This is a genomic window from Streptomyces sp. NPDC058663 (genome assembly GCF_042716745.1).
GTDB lineage: Bacteria > Actinomycetota > Actinomycetes > Streptomycetales > Streptomycetaceae > Streptomyces.
In genome coordinates this window covers 1-5,560 of sequence record NZ_JBHXRV010000104.1, presented here as the reverse complement: position 1 = coordinate 5,560, position 5,560 = coordinate 1, and the positions used below count along the sequence as shown (strand labels likewise).

Sequence of the window (5,560 nt, the reverse complement as noted above, 5' to 3'; positions counted from 1 at the left end):
CCTGCGTGTCCGGGCGACCGCTTCGCGGCCTCCCGGACTCTGGTGCTCCGCACCAGCAACTCGCCTGCTCCGCAGTCGAGTTGGCCCGCTTCGCGAGGGCTGGCTACGGCAGAGGGCGGCCTGGGCCGGTGGGCTCGATTGCACAGAGTAACCAACTTCCCTGCGCCGTCCCGACCCGGGGGCGGTGGTGGGAACCGTTCCTGTCGGTGCGTCAAAAATGGACTCCCGATCAAATGGACCCTCCTGACGCACCCCCTCCCAACCCCGCCACCGTCCACCCCACCCGCTCACCCAACCTGCACACCCCCTCTGAACTGCACAAACACCCGCACCCCATCCGCCGACTCGCACCCAACACCCCACCCACACACCAAACTGATACACCGTCAGGCACCGCATTCGAATTCAGCACCCCCGCGAGCAGAAACCAGACCACCCGACCCGAACCCCACCCACCACAATCCGAACCCACCCCCGAATTCCATGAATTCCAGGTCACCAATTCACGCCACACGAATTCAACGACCCCGAATAACCGCCCCGGAAAGAGAACTGACGCCGGGCACAGGCACCGCCCAAATGACCTCCAGGCCCCCAGTACCCCGACTTGACCCCGCTCCCCGGCCCGCCCCACGGAGGGCGGTGTGCGGCGCGGCGGGCGAGCCTCGCGAGCCCGGCCCGGAAGAAGAACCTGCTGCCCGACCCCCGAGCGGCGTCCTGTGCTGCTGCCCCGCCCTTTTCCCAGGGGTGGCGGGACAGGAGGCTGTGAGGGGGTTGTCAGGGTTTTCCCAGGCGCCAACCACGGGTGCTGACCTGGGGAAACGCGCCCGTTACCCAGATGGGTGCGCAACGGGTAAGGCAAGGGCTAAGGCAACCCCTAAGGCAACGGGTAAGGCAACGGGCGCGGGCAGTGCGGCCCGGGGCGATGCTGCGGCGCGGGCGAGCCCCGCGAGCCCGGCCCGGAAGAAGAACCTGCCGCCCGGCCCCCGAGCAGCTTCCTGGACTGCTGCCCCGCCCTTTTCCCCAGGGGTGGCGGGACAGGAGGCTGTGAGGGGGTTGTCAGGATTCGCCGACGTACTGACCACGGGGGCTGACCTGGGGAAACGTCGCGCCGACGCGAAACCGATGTCAGGGGTTCCGTCAGGGGTTCCGTCAGGGGTTCTGTCAGGTGCTGTGGCAGGGGTTCTGTCAGGGGGCTGTGCCCACGGCCTGCATCTCGTGGAGGTCCAGGGTGAACGGTGTCTGCCGGGTTTCGGTGAAGGTGCCCGTCTCGCCGGTGCCGCCGACGACCTGCCAGTCCACCGTCCAGGTCGAGGTGGCGGTGCCCCGGTAGGGCTGCCCGAGAGGGCGCGCGAGGCGGGTGTACCGGTGGCCGCAGTCCGGGGAGGGGGATGTGCCCCGGGCCGGGGAGTACGGGGTGCCCGGTCCGGGGCAGGTGACCGTGGTGCCGTCGCCCATGGTCCAGGCGATTGAGGTGACCGTCGCCGTCGCGGAGACCGTCACGCCGCCGGCCGTCGCGGTCGCGGTGGTCGGCCCGTACGTGGACTCGGTCGGCTCCACCCACATCCACACCGGCAGCCCGATCAGGTACGGCCGCCCGGGCTTTGGGCTAGCCACCTTCGGACCGTCCAGGCGCGCCGCGTCGATCGCCTGCTGCGCCACGACCTCCGGGTCGATCGCGGGCGCGGCCGGGGCCGGGGCCGCGCCGTCCGCGATCCAGACCGGGCGGGAGGTCTGGGTGTCGTCGCACACCGCGATCCAGATCGCGCCCTTGCCCGGCTTGCGGCCCTCCCACAGCGGACTGCCCGCCGGGGGCTGCGGCGTGACTTTCTCGTAGGTACAGGTGGGCGGCTGCCCGCCCGTGGACCTCTTCGGCGGTTTCGCCGACGAAACTCCAGCGGCCCCGGACGAGCCGGCCAACCCTGGCGACGAGGAGGAGTCGGCGGCGCACACCGTCACGGAGAACACGCTGCCGCGCCCGCACGTGGCCTGCCCGCCGTTCACCGTCGGGCCGTCGTCGGCCTGCGCGGCCGGGGCGAGCACCGCCGCCAGGAGCACGGAGGCAACCGCGGACTGGACCGGGCGCCTCAGCACGTGCGGGACCCGTCTGGCGTGTAGTCGGTGACCATCCACCGGCCGCCGTCCCACCGCTCCACCGTCGCCGTCGCCACGTACCGCAGCGGCTGCTGCGTCGGCAGGGGCAGCACCTTGCCCGTGCGGGTGTCGACCGTCTCCCACTTCGACAGGTCCACGCAGTCCTGCACCGTCGCGGCCGGCACCTTCGCCCGCAGATCCAGCCCGGTCACCTTCGGAGCGTGCCCCAGCTCGCCCCTCATCACGGTGTCCGTCTTCTTCATGTGCCGCAGATCCATCCGGAACTTCCCCAGCGCGGTCAGCGTCGCGTACTTCGCCAGGTCCGTCCCGTCCGGTGACGCCTTGCGGTACGCCCGCGCCTGCTCCACCCACATCGACCGGTAGGCGCCCAGCACCGCCGTCTTGTGCGCCGCATCCGGATCTGCCGGAGCTGTCGACCGGGCCGGGGGCGCCGCAGCCGCTGAGGGGGCCTCAGGCGCCGCCGGAGCACCGGCGTCTCCCCTGCATCCCGCCAGGGCCAGGACGAGCGCGAGCGCGCCGCCTGCCGCCGTCAGCCGTGCCGTCGTGCCCATGTACCAGCCACCCCCGGGGTGATCACCTACGCGGACGATCACCGTAACGGTACGCATCCGTTCCGTCACAAGCCCGACGCTGCCGGAGCCGGGTACCGCCCCGCTGAGGGGTTACCGGTTACCGGTTACAGGCCCCGCGCACACACGGTTTCGCGCTGCTCAGGGGGAGACGGCAGGGCCCCGGAGCGCCTGTAACCGGTAACCGGCGCTCCCGGGCCCTGCCCGAGCGTCCACCGGCGGTCGAGGGCGCGGGCCAGTGCGTTGCCGGTCTTCCCGTGGTTAGTGCCGTGGTAAGTCCGTGTCCGCCCTCAGCGCGGTACTAACCATGGTACTAACCACGGCACTAACCACGGCTCTTGACGGACTAACCACGGCAGGTCAGCGGGGTGCAGACGGACCCGACATCACCGGGTGTCTCTCACTGCGAGACACCGGCCGCTCGCGGTACAGAGCACCGGGCCCATCTGATTTGTATGACTGCTTGCGGTGGCCTGCGGCGGGGCGGGACATCGAGGCGGTGTCCCCTCTGGCAACATTCGTTCTGTCCGAGTACCCGTCCTGGGGAAGCCAACGGAGGAACTGCCACATGGCACCCGTTCAGCATGCCGCGATCGATACTGCGCGCCGTCGCGCGAAAGTGATCTCGATCTTTCAGCAGAAGGGCGGCGCGGGGAAGTCCACCATCGCCGTCAATGCCGCCGCCGTGATGGGCGAGAACAACCCGCCCACGAAGGTGGACGGCCCGTGCCCGGTCGTCGCAGTCGGGATCGACTTGCAGGGCTCCTTGGAGTCGTGGGCGCGCAAGGTGCCGGATGACCGGCTCCCTTTCGATTACGTCGTCACGCGCGGGAAGCTGGGGGAGCTGCCTGAGTTGGTGGGCGACCCCGAGGTGCTGCGCGTCATCGTGGACACCCCCGGTTTCGCGGACATCGACCCGGACGCCGATCCCGACGCGCTCGATCCTCTGGGGACGGGCCCGGCCGCGGAGGCGATGCGCGAGGTCCTGGAGCACACCGATCTGGCCCTGGTGCCGATCGTGCCGGTGGAGACGCTCACTCACAGCCCGGCCGAGTTCACCATCGAGCGGCTGCTGCGGCCGCGCAACATCCCCTTCCGCATCGTGATCAACAACTGGGACTCCGGCACGGACCGCACGAAGGCGGATCTGCGGGAGATGCAGGAGTGGTGTGAGGTCCGGGGCTACCCGTACGTGTCGCAGCCGATCCGCCGCTACAAGCTGCACGCGCAAGCTCCGGACAAGGGGCTGACGGTCATCCAGTACCCGGAGTCCGGGACCGCGCTGCGCGCCCGTGAGGACTTCTACAAGCTGGCTCTGGGCATCGAGGGGCTGATCTGATGGGCAGGCAGCGAGGCGCTTCCGCGCAGGAGCAGTTCGACTACAAGAGCGCCGTCGACATGGCCAAGGCGCTGAAGCCGTTGCGCCGGCCGCTCTCCCAGCAGCCGACCACGCTCACATCTGAGGAGCAGCAGCAGCTGGCCCAGTGCCGGGCGGCCGTCGACACCCTCCAGTGGGCGTTCTGGCTGGCGGGCAAGGCGTTGGAGAGCATCCGGGAAGGCAAGCTCTACCGGGCCGATGCCCCGACGTTCGAGGAGTTCGTCTGGCAGTACTGGCGGATGAGCAAGGCGCAGGCGAACAAACTGATCCGGACGTGGAAGATCGCGGAAGCCGTGTTCGAAAACCTGTCGAACGGTTTGGCTCCAATTGGAGCCAAACCGAAGGGCAGCCCCGCACCGGGCCCGACCGCGGAGCAGGCGCTGCGGCAGATGAACCAGGCCCAGGTGTGGGAGCTGGTGCCGCTCGCGAAGGCCTGGGGCACCGAAGCAGCGGTAGCCGTGTACCGGACCGTGATCGAGACCGGCGGCCCCGAGGTGACGGCCAAGGTCGTCAAGAGCACCGTCGACGCGCTGCCCACTCACGACAACTACGAACCGGGCGCGGTCGCCGCGCTCGTCCGCGAGCATGTCGCCTCCCTGAGCGGCGCGGAGACGGACGGGCCGGACGAAGAACCGACCGTCGACTTCACGGTGCAGGCGCAGCGGGCGGTGTCGGCCCGCTGGGTACAGCGGCTGGCCTCACGGAACACCGCCGACGCCCACCGTTTCCTTGATGAGGTCCAGGCACAGGTCGACAAGATCCGCGCGCAGCTCCCGCCAGCGGGATAGCCGGGCGCGGCTCCTCACACTGTGAGGAGCCGCGGTCCCCGACCGGTGGCCCCTCTTATGCACCCGTGGTGTTCCCCAGGGGAACAGCCGAGACCGGACCTGAGGGGTGTTCCCCAGGGGAACAGCCGAGACCGGACCTGAGGGGTGTTCCCCAGGGGAACAGCGAGACCAGTTCCAACGCGTGCACGCGGGCCCGGCGTTGCGCGGCACGCTTCCGGGCAGCGGACAACGGCTCAGCGCGGCGCCGGGTCAGCGCTGGATCCCTTGGTAACCGGGGCCGAGTCCGCGGCGCTGGGGTCGGCTTCCTGGCCGGCCGGGGGCGGTACGGGGAAACGGAATGACGGGCACCGGAGACGGGTTGGGGGTTGCCCCCTGGTCGGCGGTGTACGAGTCGAGGTGGTGTCGGAGGCGGGCGGCCGCGAGGACGGCCGGGGCCAGAAGGCGGGCGGCATCGGCATCGAGGTGGCCGAGCGCCCCGAGCAGGACGTCGAGCGCGTCGAGGGCGTCGTCGGTGCCGCCCGCGTCGGCCGGCCAGCCGGTGGCGACCGCGTCCGCGAGGGCGCACACGGCGTCGGCGGCCGCGTCGGCGAGAGCGGGTACGGGGCTGGCGGAGTGCGAGGACGTCGTCATTAGACGTCCAACGATCCGCCCGTGGTGGGTACCCCGGGTACCCGGGGGATCCCCCCACGGCGCGGGGGGGGGGGTGTGGC

5 protein-coding genes are annotated in these 5,560 nt (G+C 70.5%); 2 read left to right on the top strand and 3 right to left on the bottom strand.

The window, feature by feature from the left end:
- Nucleotides 1–1,188 precede the first annotated feature (1,188 nt).
- Both ACFWVV_RS37610 and ACFWVV_RS37605 read right to left on the bottom strand, forming a co-directional pair.
- Complete coding sequence (locus ACFWVV_RS37610) at nt 1,189–2,094, bottom strand: ATP/GTP-binding protein (RefSeq protein WP_384359079.1); 906 nt, start codon at nt 2,092–2,094, stop codon at nt 1,189–1,191.
- Nucleotides 2,088–2,666: a hypothetical protein gene (locus tag ACFWVV_RS37605; RefSeq protein ID WP_384359081.1), complete on the bottom strand. Its 579-nt coding sequence runs from the start codon at nt 2,664–2,666 to the stop codon at nt 2,088–2,090. Before ACFWVV_RS37605 ends, ACFWVV_RS37610 begins: the two co-directional genes overlap by 7 nt.
- Nucleotides 2,667–3,252: 586 nt before the next feature.
- Here ACFWVV_RS37605 and ACFWVV_RS37600 point away from each other — a divergent pair.
- Together ACFWVV_RS37600 and ACFWVV_RS37595 are read left to right on the top strand one after the other, a co-directional pair.
- Nucleotides 3,253–4,023, top strand: a complete 771-nt coding sequence (locus ACFWVV_RS37600) for a ParA family protein (protein WP_384359083.1) — start codon at nt 3,253–3,255, stop codon at nt 4,021–4,023.
- Nucleotides 4,023–4,850: a hypothetical protein gene (locus ACFWVV_RS37595; protein ID WP_384359085.1), complete on the top strand. Its 828-nt coding sequence runs from the start codon at nt 4,023–4,025 to the stop codon at nt 4,848–4,850. The genes ACFWVV_RS37600 and ACFWVV_RS37595 overlap by 1 nt, the downstream gene beginning before the upstream one ends.
- A gap of 249 nt (nt 4,851–5,099) precedes the next feature.
- Here ACFWVV_RS37595 and ACFWVV_RS37590 read toward each other — a convergent pair whose 3' ends face one another.
- Nucleotides 5,100–5,480, bottom strand: coding sequence for a hypothetical protein (locus ACFWVV_RS37590; RefSeq protein WP_384359087.1), 381 nt, complete (start codon nt 5,478–5,480; stop codon nt 5,100–5,102).
- Nucleotides 5,481–5,560 lie beyond the last annotated feature (80 nt).

Bases quoted from the DNA above. Each gene is read 5' to 3' on its own strand.
- ACFWVV_RS37600 (WP_384359083.1), top strand. From the start codon at position 3,253: ATGGCACCCGTTCAGCATGCCGCGATCGATACTGCGCGCCGTCGCGCG.
- ACFWVV_RS37605 (WP_384359081.1), bottom strand. From the start codon at position 2,666: ATGGGCACGACGGCACGGCTGACGGCGGCAGGCGGCGCGCTCGCGCTC.
- ACFWVV_RS37595 (WP_384359085.1), top strand. From the start codon at position 4,023: ATGGGCAGGCAGCGAGGCGCTTCCGCGCAGGAGCAGTTCGACTACAAG.
- ACFWVV_RS37590 (WP_384359087.1), bottom strand. From the start codon at position 5,480: ATGACGACGTCCTCGCACTCCGCCAGCCCCGTACCCGCTCTCGCCGAC.